The sequence below is a fragment of the Halorubrum depositum genome, from assembly GCF_007671725.1.
Classification (GTDB): Archaea; Halobacteriota; Halobacteria; order Halobacteriales; family Haloferacaceae; genus Halorubrum; species Halorubrum depositum.
In genome coordinates, this window is the sequence record NZ_VCNM01000001.1 from 819,964 (window position 1) to 836,948 (window position 16,985).

17 protein-coding genes are annotated in these 16,985 nt (G+C 69.2%); 11 read left to right on the forward strand and 6 right to left on the reverse strand.

Translation table 11 applies throughout. The features are described from left to right. Nucleotides 1-77 precede the first annotated feature (77 nt). The 6 genes from trxA to FGM06_RS04365 all read left to right on the forward strand — a co-directional run bounded on the left by trxA (nucleotide 78) and on the right by FGM06_RS04365 (nucleotide 5,669). Entirely contained in the window at nucleotides 78-419 is a 342-nt protein-coding gene (gene trxA, locus FGM06_RS04340; RefSeq protein WP_144797902.1) for a thioredoxin, read from the forward strand. Further along, on the forward strand, nucleotides 420-1,592 hold the full coding sequence (locus FGM06_RS04345) for an aminotransferase class V-fold PLP-dependent enzyme (protein WP_394348606.1): 1,173 nt from the start codon (nucleotides 420-422) through the stop codon (nucleotides 1,590-1,592). Between the two features lie 122 nt (nucleotides 1,593-1,714). Then, entirely contained in the window at nucleotides 1,715-2,275 is a 561-nt protein-coding gene (locus FGM06_RS04350; protein WP_144797904.1) for a class I SAM-dependent methyltransferase, read from the forward strand. Nucleotides 2,276-2,372: 97 nt separating this feature from the next. Beyond that, the gene (locus FGM06_RS04355) at nucleotides 2,373-3,473 is read left to right on the forward strand and encodes a DoxX family protein (protein WP_144797906.1); all 1,101 of its coding nucleotides are present in this window, start codon (nucleotides 2,373-2,375) and stop codon (nucleotides 3,471-3,473) included. Between the two features lie 81 nt (nucleotides 3,474-3,554). After that, nucleotides 3,555-4,844 (forward strand): glucose-6-phosphate isomerase, encoded by a 1,290-nt coding sequence (locus FGM06_RS04360; protein ID WP_144797908.1) that lies wholly within the window; start codon nucleotides 3,555-3,557, stop codon nucleotides 4,842-4,844. A 96-nt stretch (nucleotides 4,845-4,940) separates the two neighbouring features. After that, on the forward strand, nucleotides 4,941-5,669 hold the full coding sequence (locus FGM06_RS04365) for a CPBP family intramembrane glutamic endopeptidase (protein ID WP_144797910.1): 729 nt from the start codon (nucleotides 4,941-4,943) through the stop codon (nucleotides 5,667-5,669). 350 nt (nucleotides 5,670-6,019) lie between these two features. On the opposite strand, the gene FGM06_RS04370 is transcribed toward FGM06_RS04365, so the two are convergent. Further along, entirely contained in the window at nucleotides 6,020-7,327 is a 1,308-nt protein-coding gene (locus FGM06_RS04370; protein WP_144797912.1) for a DNA double-strand break repair nuclease NurA, read from the reverse strand. A gap of 92 nt (nucleotides 7,328-7,419) precedes the next feature. Then, nucleotides 7,420-7,671: a hypothetical protein gene (locus FGM06_RS04375; RefSeq protein ID WP_241662523.1), complete on the reverse strand. Its 252-nt coding sequence runs from the start codon at nucleotides 7,669-7,671 to the stop codon at nucleotides 7,420-7,422. 229 nt (nucleotides 7,672-7,900) lie between these two features. On the opposite strand from FGM06_RS04375, the gene FGM06_RS04380 reads away from it, so the two are divergent. Beyond that, entirely contained in the window at nucleotides 7,901-9,814 is a 1,914-nt protein-coding gene (locus FGM06_RS04380) for a methyl-accepting chemotaxis protein (RefSeq protein ID WP_144797916.1), read from the forward strand. Between the two features lie 34 nt (nucleotides 9,815-9,848). Here FGM06_RS04380 and FGM06_RS04385 read toward each other — a convergent pair whose 3' ends face one another. Together FGM06_RS04385 and FGM06_RS04390 are read right to left on the reverse strand one after the other, a co-directional pair. Further along, nucleotides 9,849-10,292, reverse strand: a complete 444-nt coding sequence (locus tag FGM06_RS04385; protein WP_144797918.1) for a hypothetical protein — start codon at nucleotides 10,290-10,292, stop codon at nucleotides 9,849-9,851. Further along, entirely contained in the window at nucleotides 10,292-10,807 is a 516-nt protein-coding gene (locus FGM06_RS04390) for a DUF2240 family protein (RefSeq protein ID WP_144797920.1), read from the reverse strand. The genes FGM06_RS04385 and FGM06_RS04390 overlap by 1 nt, the downstream gene beginning before the upstream one ends. A gap of 133 nt (nucleotides 10,808-10,940) precedes the next feature. Here FGM06_RS04390 and FGM06_RS04395 point away from each other — a divergent pair, with 133 nt between their 5' ends. Both FGM06_RS04395 and FGM06_RS04400 read left to right on the forward strand, forming a co-directional pair. Then, entirely contained in the window at nucleotides 10,941-11,825 is an 885-nt protein-coding gene (locus FGM06_RS04395) for an aldo/keto reductase (RefSeq protein WP_144797922.1), read from the forward strand. A gap of 8 nt (nucleotides 11,826-11,833) precedes the next feature. Beyond that, nucleotides 11,834-12,616 carry a class I SAM-dependent methyltransferase gene (locus FGM06_RS04400; RefSeq protein ID WP_144797924.1) on the forward strand — a complete coding sequence of 261 codons (783 nt, stop codon included), beginning with the start codon at nucleotides 11,834-11,836 and terminating at the stop codon, nucleotides 12,614-12,616. Nucleotides 12,617-12,908: 292 nt separating this feature from the next. Here FGM06_RS04400 and FGM06_RS04405 read toward each other — a convergent pair whose 3' ends face one another. Continuing rightward, on the reverse strand, nucleotides 12,909-13,625 hold the full coding sequence (locus tag FGM06_RS04405) for a hypothetical protein (RefSeq protein WP_144797926.1): 717 nt from the start codon (nucleotides 13,623-13,625) through the stop codon (nucleotides 12,909-12,911). A 343-nt stretch (nucleotides 13,626-13,968) separates the two neighbouring features. On the opposite strand from FGM06_RS04405, the gene FGM06_RS04410 reads away from it, so the two are divergent. After that, complete coding sequence (locus tag FGM06_RS04410; RefSeq protein WP_144797928.1) at nucleotides 13,969-14,634, forward strand: SdpI family protein; 666 nt, start codon at nucleotides 13,969-13,971, stop codon at nucleotides 14,632-14,634. Between the two features lie 225 nt (nucleotides 14,635-14,859). Further along, nucleotides 14,860-15,231, forward strand: a complete 372-nt coding sequence (locus tag FGM06_RS04415; RefSeq protein WP_206668665.1) for a rhodanese-like domain-containing protein — start codon at nucleotides 14,860-14,862, stop codon at nucleotides 15,229-15,231. Nucleotides 15,232-15,410: 179 nt separating this feature from the next. On the opposite strand, the gene arcD is transcribed toward FGM06_RS04415, so the two are convergent. Beyond that, a complete protein-coding gene (gene arcD, locus FGM06_RS04420) occupies nucleotides 15,411-16,877 on the reverse strand; it encodes an arginine/ornithine antiporter ArcD (protein WP_144797930.1) in 1,467 nt (488 codons plus the stop codon). Between the last annotated feature and the right edge of the window lie 108 nt (nucleotides 16,878-16,985).

The window sequence follows — 16,985 nt, forward strand, 5'->3', positions numbered from 1 at the left end:
CGCCAGTGACACTCGCCCACACGGTATTGTGTGATTTGCCCAAAACTATTATCAGCGCAGGGGGCGTAGAGAGCGGTATGAGTTCACCCGAATCCGTTCCCGCGGAACCGATCCAGCTGTCCGACCCCGACGACTTCGACGATCTCGTCGCCGCCCACGACGTGGTCCTCGTCGACTTCCACGCCGACTGGTGCGGCCCGTGTCAGATGATGGAGCCCGCCGTGGAGGCGGTCGCCGCGGAGACCGACGCCGCCGTCGTGAAGGTCGACGTCGACGTCCACCAGTCGCTCGCGGCCGAGTACGGCGTCCAGAGCATCCCGACGCTGCTGGTGTTCGCCGGCGGCGAGCTCGTCGACCGAAGGGTCGGCGCGCAGAGCGAGGACGCCCTGACGGACGCCGTCGCGGAGCACGGCGCCTGAATGGCCGACCGCGACGGCGACGCCGCGGCGTTCCGAGACGCGGCGACCTCCGGTGACGCGATGACGCCCCGAGAGCTGCGCGCGGACGTGCCGGCGCTCGGCGAGGCGGCGTACTTCAACTTCGGCGCGCACGGGCCGAGCCCCGAGTACGTCGTCGAGGCCGCCGGCGAGTTCGTCGCCGACCACGAGTACGGCTCGGCGACGACCGACCCCTACGGGTACGCCTTCGAGACGTACGAGTCGGTCCGCGAGCGGATCGCCGCGTTCGTCGGCGCCGACGCCGACGAGATCGCCCTCACCGAGAGCACGACCGACGGGATCACCCGGATCGCCGGCGCGATCGACTGGGAGCCCGGCGACGTCGTCGTCCGGACCGACCTGGAGCACCCGGCCGGGATCCTCCCGTGGAAGCGGCTCGAACGCGAGGGCATCGAGGTCCGCGCCCTCGAGACCGAGGACGGCCGCGTCGATCGCGACGAGTACGCCGAGGCGGTCGCCGACGCGCGGCTCGTCTGCTTCAGCGCGATCACGTGGACCCACGGGACGCGGCTCCCGGTCGCCGACCTCGTCGAGGTCGCGAACGACGCCGGTGCGTTCACCCTCGTCGACGCCGTCCAGTCGCCCGGCCAAGTCCCGCTCGACGTGTCGGCGTGGGGCGCCGACGCGGTCGCCGCCGCGGGTCACAAGTGGGTCCTCGGCCCCTGGGGCGCCGGCTTCCTCTACGTCGACCGCGAGGCCGCCGCCGAGCTGGCGCCCCGCGCCGTCGGCTACCGCGGCGTGGAGGACCCGAGCGCGTCCGAGATCGAGTACAAGGAGGGCGCGCCGCGGCTGGAGGTCGGGACGACGACCGCGGCCGCCCACGTCGGCCTCGTCGAGGCGCTCGACGCGATCGAGGCGGTCGGCCTCGACGCGATCGAGTCCCGGATCGAGACGCTCACCGACCGGTTCAAGGCGGGCGTCCCCGAGGAACGGCTCCTGAGCCCCCGCGAGTTCGAGAGCGGGCTCGTCACGGTCGACGTCGACGACCCCGAGGCGACCGTCGAGCGCCTCGCGGAGCGGGACATCGTCGTCCGCGCGCTGCCGTATCCCAACGCGATCCGCGCCTCGATTCACGCCGTCTCGACCGAGTCCGAGGTCGACCGGCTGGTCGACGCGCTCGCCGCGGAGTGGTGAGGGGAGCCGCCGCCTCGTCCCGTCCCGCTTCGCCCGCTCCGTCCCGCTTCGCCTGCTTCGCCCGCCCCGCCGCGACCCTCGTCGACCGGACGCGTTTTGACGGTTCGCGTCGAATATCGCCCATGGGTTTCCACACGTTCGACGCCGACCGGGCGGCGGAGCTTGAGCGGCCCGAGGTCCGCTACCGCTGGGTGTCCGCCGAGGAGCTGATCGGCCCCCTCGCGGCCGCCGACGCCGAGGTCGTCGCCGACCTCGGCAGCGGCACCGGGTTCTACACCGACGACGTCGCGCCGCACGCCGAGACGGTTTACGGCGTCGACGTCCAGACGGAGATGCACGACCTCTACCGCGAGAAGGGCGTGCCGGAGAACGTCGAGCTCGTCGCGAGCGACGTGGCGGACCTCCCGTTCGCGGACGGCGAGCTCGACGCCGCCTTCTCGACGATGACGTACCACGAGTTCGCGAGCGACGCGGCGATCGCGGAGCTCGCCCGGACGATCCGGTCCGGCGGGTCCCTCGTCACCTTCGACTGGACCGCCGAGGGCGACGGCGCCGACGGCCCGCCGACCGACGAGCGGTTCGCCGCCGGCGACGCGGTCGCGGCGCTGGAGGCGGCCGGGTTCGAGGTCGTCTCCGAGTCGACGCGCACGGAGACGTTCGCCGTCGTCGCCCGGGCGCCGTAGGCGGCGGTCGTCGCAGCCACGAAATCGCCGTCTCGCGGTCGCTTTCGAACGTCCGTGAAGAAATACCGTTAGGTGCGTTCGGACCCTAGACGCGGTTATGTCCGCTCGCTCCCGATCGGTCGCGCTCGCCGCGCTCGCCCTGTTCGCGACGCTCCTCGCGCGGCCGGCGGTGGCCCACGTCGACTACGTCACCGAGGACTCGGGCGACCCGCTCGACGCGGTCGCGTTCACCGCCGAGGTGCTCTCCGATCCCTTCAACGCGGCGCTGTTCGCGGGCTCCGGCCTCGTCGCGGTCGCCGGGATCGCCGCGTATCTGTGGGTGCGTCCGACGATCGTCGACGTCGTGGTCCTCCGCGAGAAGCTCGTCGGCTACGGCGACCTCGTGCCGTGGATGCTGCGGCTCGCCGTCGGCCTCCCCCTCGTCGGCGCCGGCTTCCAGGGGTACCTGTTCGCGCCGACGCTCACCTTCGACACCGGCGCGAGCCCGCTCCTCCGGGTGCTCTTCATCGGGCTCGGCTTCTGTCTCCTCTTCGGGCTCGCGACGCGGATCGCCTCGGCGGCCGGGCTGTTGACGTACGCGTGGGTCCTCGTCGCCGTCGACCCCGGCGTCGTCATCGCGATGGAGTACGTTCCGGTGCTGGTCGCGCTGGCGGTCCTCGGCGGCGGGCGCCCGAGCGCCGACGACATGCTGCTTGAGGTCGCGAGCACGCCCGGATCGTACTACGGTCGGATCGACCCCGTCCACCACCTGAAGGCGTTTCTGGACGGGTCGACGGCGCCCCTGCGGCGGTACGTCCCGACGGTGCTGCGGGTCGGAATGGGAGTCACGTTCGTCTACCTCGGCCTGATCCAGAAGCTGGCAGACCCCGGCAGCGCGCTGCAGGTCGTCGAGAAGTACGACCTCACGTCGGTCGTCCCGGTCGACCCCGGGCTGTGGGTCGTCGGCGCCGGGATGACCGAGATCGCGGTGGGGCTGGCGCTCATCGCCGGCTTCTTCACCCGCGGCGCGGCCGCGCTCTCGTTCGTGCTGTTCACGACGACGCTGTTCGGGCTCCCCGACGATCCCGTCCTCGCCCACGTGGCGCTGTTCGGCATGGCGTCGGCCGTCTTCACGCTCGGCTCCGGTCCGCTCGCGTTCGACCGGTGGGTCGGTCGCCCCGCACTCGACGGCGACGAGTCGGTCATTCCGGCCGACTGACGGTGGGATCGCGACCCGGGTCGACCGAGTGCGGCCGCCACACCGACCGGTTTTAAGCCGCGCTCGCCCGCGTGGTGGGGTATGAACGTGGACCTCGGCAACGCGTTGGAGACGACGCCCGGACTCACCCGGGAGACGCTGGAACGCCTCGACGAGCGCGTGGCGGACGCGCACGACCGGATCGCCGCCGGGATGGACGGAGACGAGTTCGGCTACGCCGCCTTGACCCTCCCGGAGACGGCCGATCCGGAGGCGATCCGCGCGGCGACCGACCGCTTCGACCGCCCCGAGGCCGTCCTGACGGTCGGGATCGGCGGGAGCGCGCTCGGCGCGGCGACGATCGCGAACGCCCTCGACAGCGACGTGGACGCCTACTTCCTCGACAACGTCGACCCCGACGCGGTCGGCGCCCTGCTCGGGGAGCTGCCCCTCGCCGACACCGTCGTCAACGTCGTCTCGAAGTCCGGGACGACCGCGGAGACGCTCGCCAACTTCCTCGTCGTACGCGAGGCGATGGACGACGCGGGCGTCGACTGGACCGAGCGCACCCTCGTGACGACCGGCGAGGAGGGGAACCTCCGCGCGCTCGCCGACGACCACGACCTCCCCGCGCTCGACGTGCCGGACGGGGTGCCGGGGCGCTTCACCGCGCTCTCGACCGTCGGGCTCGCGGTGCCCGCGCTGCAGGGCCACGACATCGAGGCCGTGCTGGCGGGCGGACGCGACGGGATGGAGAGCCTCTCGGGCTCGCTGTTCGAGACGCCCGCGTACGCCTACGGCGCGGCGACGTACGCGCTCGCGGAGCGCGGCGCGCTCACGAACGCCGTGATGCCGTACGCGGAGTCGCTGGAGACGTTCGCGGAGTGGTTCGCGCAGCTGTGGGCCGAGAGCCTCGGCAAGGACGGACTCGGTCAGACCCCGGCACGGGCGCTCGGCGCGACCGACCAGCACTCGCAGCTCCAGTTATACCGCGCCGGCCCGCCGGACAAGCTCGTCTCCCTGATCCGTCCGACCGAGCGCGTCGAGACCGGGATTCCGGAGACCGACCTCGACGGGCTCGCCTACCTCGGCGGCTCGTCGCTCGGCGAGCTGTTGGACGCCGAGTTCGAGGCGACCGAGGCGAGCCTCGCGGCCGCGGGCGTGCCGAACCTGCGCGTCGAGATCGACCGCGTCGACGAGCGGAGCCTCGGCGAGCTCCTCTACGGAATGGAGGCCGCCTGCGTGCTGTACGGGGAACTGGCGAGCGTCTCGACGTTCACGCAACCCGCGGTCGAGTGGGGGAAGAAGGCGGCCCGCGGGCTGCTCGGCGGCGGCGACTTCCCCGAGGCCGACGCCGTCGCCGACAAGCGCGAACTGCGGATCGAGCGGTGAGCCGTCGGCGAGCCGTGCGCGATCCGTGCGCGATCCCCGGCGCGAGTCCCGTCGCCTTCCGGTGCCGATAAACCGCCGCGAGTCGTACGACCGCCGATGAGCGAGACGCCGCCCGAGCCGATGAACCGTGTCCTCCGCGTCGCCAGCGCGGCGTTCGCCGTCCTCCTCGCGCTGTTCGTCGCCAGCGCGGTGACCGCGCCCCTCTCCGAGTTCGCCGTCTCGCTCGGGCTGGTGGGCCAGGGGACGACCGGCCTGCAGGTGCTTCGGACCCTGCTCCAGTTCGCCGGGTTCCTGGCCGCGGTCGTCGGCTACCTCGCGATCACCGACCAGTGGGGGCTCGTCGGCGTCTCCCGACCGACGCTCCGGGACGCCGGGCTCGTCCTCGGCGGCGGGGTGGCCCTGTTCGCGTTCCAGTACGGCGCGCTGTTCGTGCTGGGGGAGATCGGGCTCACGACCGGACAGAACCGGGCGGTCGTGCCCGACGGCGACCCGGTGACGTACTACCTCGTCATGGTCGCCGTGTCGCTGTTCGTCGTCGGTCCGGTCGAGGAGGCGCTGTTCCGCGGGGTCGTCCAGGGCGGCCTTCGGCGCGCGTTCGGCGCGGCCCCGGCGATCCTGCTCGCGAGCCTCGCGTTCGGGCTGGTCCACCTCCCCTCGGTCTCGGGGAGCCCCGGCCAGCGATGGGCGTACGTCGCCGTCGTCCTCGTGCTCGGCTCGGTGCTCGGACTGCTCTACGAGCACACGGAGAACGTGATCGTGCCCGGGCTCGCGCACGGCGTGTACAACGCCGTCATCTACGTGGTGTTGCTCGCGCAGTCGCTGTAAATAGTTGATCGCGGATCAGCGGTGACCACCTCCAAAGCCCCAGCCGCTCGGCTGTACGTGAACGACGACTCCGCGGTGACCACCTCCAAAGCCCCAGCCGCGAGGTGGGCGCACGCTCGCTGCGCTCCTCAGTCGCTCACTTCGTTCGCTCCCTGCGGTGCTTGCGTCGCCTGTGCCCACCTCGCGACTGCCCCTTTGAGTCCCGCCCCGCACAGCACCGCACCTCACGCCTCCCCAGCCTCGCGGCTCACGCTTCGCGGCTTCGCCGCTCGCGTTCGCCGCGTCCCTCGCGCGTGCTCCTCGCGCCCTGTGGGCGCTCGGAGGCACGCGCCGGCCGCGTTTACGAGGAGTTAGAACTGCGCCTTCCCCCACCGCAGGTCGTCGTACGTCGCCTGCTGGTCGCTGTCGAACCGCTCCTCGAACTTCCGGCGGAGCGCGGCCTTCTCCGTGGCGGCGATCCGCGCCAGCTCGTCGGCCTTCGCGATCGCCTCGGGCGGCCCCCGCGTCGTCGCCACCTCGGCGAGGACCTGTCGGGTGAGCCGGTCGCGGGTCTCGGCGTCGCGGGCGAACGCGTACGGCGCCTCCAGCTTGTACGTCACGTCGGTCCGGGGGTCGTAGGCGATCATGAACGTCGGCTCGTACAGCTCGGGGTCCAGCTCGCGGTCGATCCCGAGCGCGTCGCCCTCGGCGGCCATCGTCGCGTCGGCGCCCCCGCGGCTGCGGAACCACGTGGTGAACGTGAGCGCGTCGTCGAGGCGGTCGCCGCGGCGGCTCTCGCCGCCCCGACTCGCGCTGCCCCGACCGAACGCCTCGTCGGCCGGTTGATCGGGGTCCGCCCGCCGCTCCAGCAGTCGGGTGAACAGGGCGGTGTCGTCGGGCCACGGCGGCTCGACGCCCTTCCGCGCCAGCGCGCGGACGATCGTCCCGCTGGAGGGGTTCTTCACGAAGCCGGCGAGGGGCACGTCGCGCTCGACGAACCGCTCGACCAGCCGGACGTACTTCTCGACGACCGCGCGGGGCTTCGCCTCGCGGGCGAGCGCGCCGAGCTCGGGGTTGCGGTCGTCCCACGTGAACAGCTCCTTCGGATAGATGGGCCCGTCGAGGACGAGCAGGTCGTCGACCTCGTCGGCGTGGTCGAGCGCGTGGGATCCCTCGGCGAGGTAGAGGGCGAGCGCGTGGACCACGCCCTCGGCGTACCGGTTCACCCGCGGCGCGTGGAGCACGCGCTGGCGGGTGTGGCCGTCGTCGCGCTTCCGCCAGTCGTCGTCGAAGTCGGCGGTGGAGTCGCCGGCGTGAACCGTCGCCACGATCGTTCGGTCGCGGTGGAGCTCCAGGTCCGTCGGATCGCTCGCCATCGCGGCGTGCGCCACGTCGACGACGAGCCCGTTCTTGAACGTGGTCGGGTTGATCGTGCCGGAGTCGAGCCCGTGAACCGTCTCGAACGGGCGCTCGGCGAGGGCGGCGTCGTCGATGGGGGCCAGTCGGCGTTCGTGCTCGCCGACGGGCTCGATCACGACGCGGCCGTCGCGGCGGAGCTCGGGGAGCCAGTCGCGCCACACCCGCCCCGCGAGGTCGTCGTGGTCGGTCGTGTCCACGTCGCTCGCGATCCCGTACGCGAGCCGCGCGATGTTCTCGACGTGGATCGGATCGAGCGTCACGGCCGTACCGCCGTCCGGAGGGATATAAAGCGCGTCGGCTCCGGCGGGCGAGCCGCGCCGTCCCGAGACCTCGGAGGGCCGAGCGCGGAGCGCTACTCTCCCCCTCTCTCCTCGCTCGCCCGTCGGGTCACGGCCCTGTTATGCAATCGGTCGAGCCCGAGCGTGAGAACGAAGAAGCTCCCGCCGACGTAGAGGAGCGACTGCGGCTCGGCGACGAGCCGACTTATCAGTCCGTTCCCGTAGCCGATCACGGTGCTCAGATACCCCAGTACCGACGCCGTCCACCCGAGCCCCGTGAGGCCGGTGAGCTGGTTAAGCAGATCTTTATCGGTGTCCCGTATCACTCTCAGCGACATGATGGTCGTATCATCACCTTAACCCGACTACTCGGTGATGGCACATAAATTATTTTCACAATATTGAGAATGTACTTATATTGTGATTGTCCGGGTTTCGACAATCGGTATCTCGCGGCCGCGACCCCGTTCGGAGGTCGGTTCGGGCGGCGAACGAGAGTATCAGTCGTAATATTCGGAGGACGTGAATTTTTAACCGATACGACGATGACCGACCATGACCGAATCAGCGACCGGTGCAGCGGCGGACGCGTCGGGAGCGTCCGGAGTGGCGAAAATCCGCGAGATTATCAGATACATTCCGGACGGTACGACGATACCGGAGGAGATGTGGAGCGGCCGCCACCGGAACATCCTGCTCGGAATTGCGGTGCAGGTGCCGCTTCTGATCGCGCTGGGACTGTACTCGGGGACCGAGTCGTTCACCGGCGCGGAGATCCCCGCGGTGCCCGCGTGGATGCTCGGCGGGTTCACCGCCCTCATCCTCGGCACGGCGGCGCTGGCGAACTGGTCGCGACTCGGCCGCCGCCAGCGGACGGTGCTCGCGGCGTTCAGCGCGATGACGGTGTCGATGGCGCTCGTGAAGCTCTCCGGCGGCTACATCGAGGCGCACTTCCACTTCTTCGTGTTCATCGCGGTGCTCGCGCTGTACGAGGACTGGCTCCCGTTCGCCGTCGGCATGCTGTACGTCGCGATCGGCCACGGCGCGTTCAGCCTCATCGACTCCAGCCTCGTCTACAACCACCCGGCCGCGATCGCCAACCCGATCGTCTGGGGCGGGATCCACGCCGTCTTTATAATGGCGCTTGCGACGGCGCTGATGGTGAACTGGTACTCCATCGAGAAGTCGCGCGAGGAGGCGCAGCGCCAGCTCGACCTCGTCGCCCAGCAGAAGTCGGAGATACAGGACGTCGAGGAGGCGAAGGCGGAGGTGGAGCAGCGCCGCGAGGAGGTCGAGTGGCTGAACCAGCACCTCGAGGCGAAGGCCGACGACTACAGCGCGACGATGGCCCGCGCGGCCGACGGCGACCTCACGGTCCGGCTGGACGCCGACAGCGAGAGCGAGGCGATGGAGCAGATCGGCGCCGCGTTCAACGAGATGATGGAGGAGATCGAGGCGACGATGCGGGACGTCCAGTCGTTCGCCGGCGAGGTGTCCGCGGCCAGCGAGAAGACGGTCGAAGGCGTCGACACCGCCGAGGCCCGCAGCGAGGACGTGCGCCGGTCGATCGAGGAGATCGCCGAGGGCGCGGACGACCAGCGCGAGATGCTCGAACAGGTCTCCGGCGAGATGAACAACCTCTCGGCGACGATCGAGGAGGTCGCCTCCTCGACGGAGACGGTCGCGGACGCGGCCCAGCAGACGGCGTCGATCGCCGACGAGGGGCAGGACACCGCGGGCGAGGCGATAGACAGCGTCCGGGATTCGCGGGAGTCGATCGGCGAGACGGCGGAGAAGGTCAGGGTCCTCGACGAGCGGATGGAGGACATCGGCGAGATCGTCGACCTGATAAGCGACATCGCGGAGCAGACGAACCTGCTCGCGTTGAACGCCAACATCGAGGCCGCGCGGGCGGGCGGGGGAAGCGGCGGGAGCGACGGGTTCGCGGTCGTCGCCGACGAGGTGAAACAGCTCGCCGAGGAGACCCAGGAGGCGGCCCAGGAGATCGAGGAGCTCATCGCCGGCACGCAGGCGCAGACGCAGGCGACCGTCGAGGAGGTCCGGACCGCGGAAGAGCATATGGAGGCCAGCGCCGAGGCGGTCAGCGACGCCGCCGACGCGTTCGCCGAGGTGGCGGACAACGCCGCGGAGACAGACGACGGGATCCGCGAGATCAGCAAGGCGACCGACGATCAGGCCGCGAGCACCGAGGAGACGGTGTCGATGGCGGAGGAGGTGGCGGGGATCAGCAAGTCGACCGCCGACGAGGCCGACGAGGTGGGCGAGGCGGCCGACGAGCAGCTCGCCGCGATGTCGCAGGCGACCGACGAGGCCGGCTCGCTCGCCGACCAGGCCGAGCGGCTCCGCGCGCTGCTCCGGAAGTTCGAGGTCGGCGGGGAGTCGCCCGACGACCCGTCGGCGTCGGGCGCGCGTACCGTCGCGATGGGCGACGGCGGGCAGTCGGACTGAGACGGCGGCCGCGACGCTTCGGCGGCTACTCTTTTCAAATCGCGTCGACCGCGTCCGCCAGCACCGGCAGCGCGCGCTTCACCTGCGCGCCGTCCTCGACGAAGACCAGCGTCCGGGGCGGTCGCACCGCCTTCGGTCTGACGCGGAGCCCCGCCCCGTCGGCCGCGTCGGCGACGACCTCTGGGAGGGCGGACCCGTCGCCCTCGTCGACCGCGTCCGCACCGCCGCCCGCGTCGTCACCGACGAACTCGATCCGGACGCGGTCGGACTGGAGGTACACCTCGGCGACGAGGACGGCCTCTACGTCGCCCTCGTCCTCGCGAACGATCCGGTACGCGAGCGCGCCGTCGGGCGTCGGCTCCGCGTCGGGGTCGGCGTCGACGAGCGCGAGGTCGCGCAGTCTCCCTTCGTTCCCGGAGACCTCCGAGGCGAGCAGCTGTGCGATCCGGACGCCGTCGGTCAGGCGGTCCGCGACCATCAGGCGTCACCCGGGGCGTCGGCCGCCGCGTCGTCGGCCACCTCGTTGCCGTCGCTGGCCGGCTCTCCGGCGGCCGCGAGCTCCTCGCGCACGTCGGCCGCGAGGTGGTCGACCGCGGCGCCGTGCTCCTTCGCGACGAGGACCGCGGCCGCCTCGATGGTGACCGCGAGCGCGCGCTGGCGCTCATTGATCGCGGCGACGGCGCGCTGCTTCTCCACGCCCGCCGCGACGATGGCGTCGAGGGCGGTCTCGAAGGTGGACTGCTCGCGGAGGATCGACTCGTCGGGCGTGAACCCCTCGGGGACGAGCACCTCGTCGGGGTCGAAGCGCGCGACGAGGTCGCCGTCCTCCTCGTCCACCAGCCCGCGGCCGACGGCGACGTCGACGAGCCGCTTCGCCTGATCCGGCGAGAACCAGTCGCGGTCGAGCGACAGCGCGACGACGAACTCGCCCTCGCCCAGCCGTTCCTTCGCGCGGTGTTTGAACGGGACGGCGACGGCGACCTCCAGGCTCATGTTCGAACGGCGGGGGGTCGACGGCGGTAAACCTACCGGACTGCGAGCCGGACTCGGGAGGTGTCGACATCGTCCGGCCTCGGCCGATCGAGCCCCGCCAACCGTTATGCCACGCGGGCGTGATGCCGAACGCATGGAGACCCGCCCGCTCGGCGACACCGGCCACGAAAGCACCGTCATGACGTTCGGCGCCATCGCGCTCAACTGGCTCGAACAGGAGGGCGCGAACCAGCTGGTCGAACACGTCCTCGACTACGGCGTCAACCACTTCGACGTGGCGCCGGAGTACGGCGACGCGGAGCTGAAGCTCGGCCCGAAGCTCCGACAGCACCGCGAGGAGATCTTCCTCGGCTGTAAGACCCAGGAGCGAACGTACGAGGGCGCGTGGCGCAAGCTCGAGCGATCGCTGAACCGCCTCGGCGTCGACAAAATCGATCTGTATCAGGTCCACGGGCTCGAGTACGACGAGGAGCTCGACTCGATCACGGGCGACGACGGCGCGCTCGCGGCGTTCCGCGAGGCGAAAGAGCAGGGGCTGATCGATCACATCGGACTGACGAGCCACGGCGACCCCGGCCTCATCCTCGACGCGCTCGACCGTGTCGACGACCTCAACTCGGTGATGTTCCCGCTGAACCCCGTCGTCGCCGGCAAGGACGGCGACGAGTACGACTACGAGGCGGTCCTCGCCCGCGCCGAGGAGAAGGACGTGGGCACGCTCGGGATCAAGGCGTTCGCCGGCGGCTCGTGGCCCCCGACCGACGAGCTCCCCGAGGCGGACCGACCGTTCGCGAACTGGTACCGTCCGGTCACCGCGCCCGACGAGATCCGCGAGCGGTTCGACTTCGCCGCCGCGCGGGGACTCACCAGCGTGATCAGCGCCGGCGACCCGAAGCTCGTCACCATGATCTTAGAGGCCGCCGCGGAGTACGACGGGATGGAGGAGGCCGCCCAGCGGTCGCTGATCGAGCGAGTGCGCCACGACGACAGCCCGGTCCCCGAACAGCTGCACCACTGAGGCGGCCGATGGACGTCCCGAAGACGGTCGCGACCGCGCTCGGCGACCGACCGGTGGCCGGGAAGCGCTGTCTAGAGGCCGGCGCGGGCGCCGGGAACGCGACCGCCGGGCTGCTCGCGAACGGCGCCGAACGGGTGTACGCCGTGACGACCGACCGGGAGCACGCGCGGACGACGCGCCGACGCGTCGGGGACGGCGGGGACGGCGGAGGCGACACCGACGGCGACGGGAACGGCGACAGCGACGGCGACAACGGGGCCGTCGGCGACCGACTGGCGGTGCTGGAAGCCGACCTTCGGTCCGTCCCGCTCGCCGACTACTCCGTCGACCTGATCACCGCCCACGGGCTCTGTAACGTCCTCGAACCCGCGACGCTGTCGGCGATCGCCGAGGAGTTCGCGCGGGTCGCCGCTCCCGGTGCGCACCTCGTCGTCGACGACTACGACCCGCTGCCCGACGGCGCCGCCGTCCGCGGGCTGTTCGCCGTCGAGAACGCCGCGTCGGAGCTTTCACTCGGTCGCCCGGCGCTCACCTTCTACCCGGCGGCGTTCCTGCGGCGGTTCTTCGCGGGGCACGGCTGGGAGTTCGAGCGGGAGCGGACGCTTCTGGAGCCGGTGCCCTGGACCGAGAGCCACGTCTCCGCACACGCCGACCGGGCGGTCTCGATGGCCGCGGAGGGTCCCGAGGAGACGGGCGACGCGCTGGCGGCGGAGGCCCGGCGCCTCGCGAGCGAGATCGGATCGGAATCGACGGGTCGGATGTACGGCCTCGCGTTCCGGCTTCCGGACTGAACACGTCGCAAGTAGCGGCGCTATTGAAACCCTCAACAGCTGACGCATTTTGAGCCCTCGTGGTCAGTACAGAGGACTTACAGACCAGAGTCGGTCTATCTATATCCTATTTCTGTCAGAAACGCCCTGCGAGATATAGAGGTTCCATGCAGCACGGTGACCGTGTTCATTCCGTCTCTGATCTACCGGATCGCCTGTGCTACTCGAAGTGCGTACTGCCCAGTCGATTGCTGTGAACTACCTCACTCACTTGCCGCTAGCGCGGCTCGCTCTCAAAAAGACGTACGAGTCGTCAGAGTGGCTGCCCCGGTGCAGGGTACTCTAAGTGAAGGGCACCGAAGACGACGTACGGTTCTCGTGCGGTTTTGATGTCGCCGAAGTCATGGATCGATGTCCCAGACACTTTCCGGCCAAGATCGACGCCATCGAGTGTCGCAGACGCGTCGCTGACGGTACGCAGGTGGTCGGCTTCGCCCCAGTAGCGGGTTCCCGTTTCGGTTCTCCCACGCAATGCTAGACCGTTAGCTCCCATGAGGCGGTCCAGCGTGAAACTGCTGACCGCGGCCCCCATCGCCGACCGCTGGATGGTTCCGGGAACGCCGCCAGCCAGCCCTTCCATGAGCCGCGTACTGATCGGGCGAGCGAGGACGGCGCTGAGTTCGAGAGTCGTCCCGTCGTCGGCCTCTAGCTGAACTTCGATACGATCGAGATCGGCGACACGCCAGTTGATAGACGCGCCCACGATGTAGTCGAAGTCGTGATAGGCTTTGACGTACTCGCCCGCAGTCGTCGGATCTACGTACATCGTCACGTCACCCGCCGGTGATTCAATCCAAATTTCCGAGTACGCACCCACCGGTGTCGGCGTCTCGTCGAATTTTAATAACCAGACTGTGTGGCCGCTCTCGAAAGCGATTCCCGGGGAAACGAACCCCTCGAACGGTCGAAGTGAGGGTCGTTCCTGTTCTTTGGGGGCCGTGTTCCGCGATCTCGTCGTTTGTGAACTCATTCTTATACTAAGCTTTCTGAGGGCATAACCGTATCGCCGGCTTACAGTTTTTGATCTTTATGAAACTCCCGAGACAAACCATGATCAAGTGTCGTCTCTCGGTATGTAGCCTCCCTGTATAAACCGATCTGAACAGTCGATCCTGCTCGGGGGCTCTGTGCAAGATACGCGCGATACATCTTGCACGGCTATCAGAAGGTCTCTCTAAACTGGTAGAAATATTAACGGCTGATTCACAGTCTTCAGCGAACATCTATTACCGAGAAGGGTATGTCTGAAAAGTAGGATTTCAACAGAGCAACCGAACCAACTCTTCATCCGCGATGAGCGTCTACCACCGGTCATGAGTTCGCGTCACCGGTTTCTCATCGCGGCGGTCGTCATCGTCAGTTCAGGCGTGGCGAGTGTGCTCGCCGCGCCGGACCTCCCGGCTCAGATGGCGACACACTGGAACGCCGCTGGGCAACCGGACGGAACGATGTCGAAGCCCGTTGCCCTCGCCCTCCTTCCGGGGATCTCCGCCGCGCTTCTCGTTCTCTTCGCAGTCATTCCGCGCGTCGGGCCGCTCCGAGAGAACATCGCCGGATTCCGTCCCGTGTACGACTGGTTCGTCGTCGTGTTCGCGGTGTTCATGACGGTGATTCACGGCGGGATCCTCGTGTTCAACCTCGGCTACGAATTCGACTTCACGCTCCTCGTCCTCGCCGCCGTCGCGGGCCTCTTCTACTACGTGGGAGTGTTACTCACCCACACGGAACGCAACTGGTTCGTCGGCATCCGGACGCCGTGGACGCTCTCGAGTGACGAGGTGTGGGATCGAACCCACCGGCTCGGGGGCAGGCTGTTCAAACTCACTGCGGTTCTCGCGCTCATCGGCCTCCTCTTCGGTGAGTACGCAGTCTACTTCCTCCTCGTCCCGGCGCTTCTGACAGCGGGCGTCACCGTGGTCTATTCGTACTACCTGTACGAACGGATCGAGCGCGGCGCAGACGCGGAGTCCGACCGGTAAGTAACCGAGTCACACAGGAGATTCAGTACGTGCGGTCACGAGTCGTTCGAATAGACGCGGGTCCAGAGTGAGTCGGTATGGAATTCACAACGAACTAGATCTCGTCGATAGAACGAGGAGTGGACGTACCGATACGGTTTATCCCCTTGCGGCGCCAAACCATAATGATTAATTATGAATAAAAAGGATGGAACGGCCGGGATCACCAGGGGTTACAAGCAACTTATGAGCGAAGCGGCCGAGGAGGTCAATACGTACTCAACGACGGACGCTATCGAGCGGTTCGGTGAGGACGGCGTTACGTTCGTCGACGTCCGCGACACGTCTGAATCGCTCGAACACGGCGAGATACCGGGCGCGGTGCACGCACCGAGAGGGATGCTCGAATTCCACATCGATCCCGAGAGTCCCTACTTCATCAGCGAGTTCGGTGACGACTCCGAGTTCGTCTTCGTTTGCGCAATCGGGAGTCGGTCATTACTCGCCGCACAGCGCGCCAAGGAGATGGGACTCGACCGGGTTGCGAACGTCGAGGGTGGGTTCAACGCTTGGAGAGAGGCCGGTGGCGCTATCGACGGGCCCCGCCCGACGATGTGACACACGACCTTCGTCGCCGCAAGCCGTCGTCGTTCGACGCATCTGCTGACGTTGCGCCCTGTGTTCAGCGCGGCTTCTGAGAGACACCACTGGGCGAACAGATCCACGGAGTCGAAACAGCCGGAACGCGCCGTCTGATCGCTTCGACGAGACAGTGGTCGGGCGTCGCCGTCGGCTCGTCAGTCGTCGTCGGTGGCGGCGGTCGTCGTCGCCGCCGCACCGACGCCGCCCGCGTCGGTCGGCGTCGCGTTCAGGCTGTAGCCGGTCGCGGCCATAGCGAACAGCACGAGCGGCGAGAGGAACGCGAACAGGTAGTACGGCGCGTACTCCAGCGTCGGCACGCCGGTGACGCCCGCCATGTAGACGGCGCCCGCGTGCCACGGGAACAGCGCGCCGGTCGGCGTCCCCGCGGCCTCGACGGCGCGCGAGAGCTGGTCGGTGTCCATCCCGAACTCCTCGTAGGTGTTCCGGAGCGTGACGCTCGGGAGGACGATGCTCATGTACTGCTGGGCGGTGAGCGCGTTGATGACGATCGCCGAGACGCCGGTCCCGGCGACCAGCGCGCCCGGGCTCTTCACGGACGAGGTGAACGCGTGGGCGATCACGGCCAGCACGCCGGTCCGCTCGAGGATGCCGCCGAGCGAGAGGGCCGCGACGACGACCGTGATCGTCCACGCGGAGCCGGTGAGGCCGCCGGTCGCGAGCAGCTCGTTCACCAGCTCGGAGCCGGACTCGGGCGCGGTCCCGTACATGAACGTGTCCCACGCGGCGACGAAGCCGGCGCCCTGCACGAACACGGTCGTGAGCACGCCGGCGAAGACGCCGGCGACGAGCGTCGGGAGCGGGGCGTACCCGCGCAGCGCCAGCCCGAAGGTGACGGCGAGCGGGACGAACGCGAGCAGCGTGATCGCGTAGGTCCCAGCGAGCGCGCCCTGGATCTCGGCGATCCGTCCCGCGGGGATGGCGCCGCTGGCGCGGAGCCCGAGCGCGAGGAAGCCGAGCACCGCGAGCCCGAACGCGATCAGGGTGCCGGTCCGCATTCGGCGGATGTGCGCGTACAGGTCCGTGTTCGCCACCCCGGCGGCGAGGTTCGTCGTGTCCGAGAGCGGCGACTGCTTGTCGCCGGCGTACGCGCCCGAGAGGACGGCGCCGACCGTCATCGGGTCCGGGACGCCGAGCCCCGCGCCGATGCCGACGAAGGCGACGCCGAGCGTGCCGACGGTGGTCCACGAGGAGCCGATCGCGAAGGCGACGACCGCGGCGACGACCGCGGCGGCGGGGAGGAACGTCGCGGGCGTGAGCGTCTCCAGCCCGAAGTACATGAGCCCCGGGATCGTCCCGGCGCTCACCCACGTCGCGATGAGCCCGTAGATGGTGAAGATGATGAGCAGCGCCTGGAGCCCCATCACGAGGCCGTTCGCGATCCCGTCGAACAGGTCGTCCCAGTCGTAGCCGAGCCGGAGGCCGAAGGCGCCGACGAAGGCGATACTCCAGAGGAGCGGGGCGTGCGGGTCGAGGCCGAGGACGGCCGAGCCGACGCCGAGGAACGCCACGACCGCGAGGACCGGGACCAGCGCCGCCGCGAGGCTCGGGCGGCGGTCCGGGTCGATGTCCTCGTACGTCGTGGGCGTGAACGAGCGTGCCATGAACGGGTGTATTCCCCTGAAGCATAAATATGGCTCGAAATATGCGCGAGAAAGATAACGATCGTTCATCGGCGTCTGCGGAGCTTCGTCGGCGAGGGATCGTCGGTG